A 641-nucleotide genomic window follows, 5' to 3' on the forward strand; every position below is an offset into this window, starting at 1 on the left:
CTTACGTGAACCGTTTGAAGGCGGATCCTCACGTTCAAAAAATATTGAAGGAGTATGCCGATCAGTACAAGCTGAAATTCGGGGAGAAAAAATAGTGTTGCAGGTATCGGGGAATAGGCTCGGATCGCATAGACGAGGATGACGGGCCATCATGAAAATCAGGATATGATGGGGGATCGCGCTATCCGAAATCCTCCAGTTTTCGATACGATCATCGAAAATCACCGATTTAATCCCCAGCATGTAAGCGCATCCATTTGTAAAAAAATATAGGATTGTGATTGAATCATTCAAATAGATGCCGTTAAGTTCATGGTACTACGAACAAGGATATATTACAATCATATTACAGAACGCTTCTGTCCAACTACACAAGGAGATATGTGATGAAACCAAGATCGAAAGTGATTGATTGCGATGTCCATAACACGTTAAAGAGCCATTTGGACCTGGTCCCTTACCTGGAGGAGCCTTGGAAAACGAGGGTGGCGGAGAACGGTCTCGGCTTGATGTTCTCCGGTTATTACTCCCCGATTGGAGTCGGAAGAAAGGATGCCGTACCGCCGGGAGGAGGACAAGTCGGCTCCGACCCAGATTTTGTCATCGAACAATTGATTGATTCGTATAACGTGGATTACGCC

The 641-nt window shown here is 45.2% G+C and carries 1 pseudogene; it reads left to right on the plus strand.

Annotated features, from left to right (window positions below):
* Positions 1-386 precede the first annotated feature (386 nt).
* Positions 387-641, plus strand: a pseudogene (locus GC102_RS20585) (amidohydrolase family protein); the annotation flags it as partial.

Source organism: Paenibacillus germinis (assembly GCF_013141785.1).
Lineage (GTDB): Bacteria > Bacillota > Bacilli > Paenibacillales > NBRC-103111 > Paenibacillus_E > Paenibacillus_E phytorum.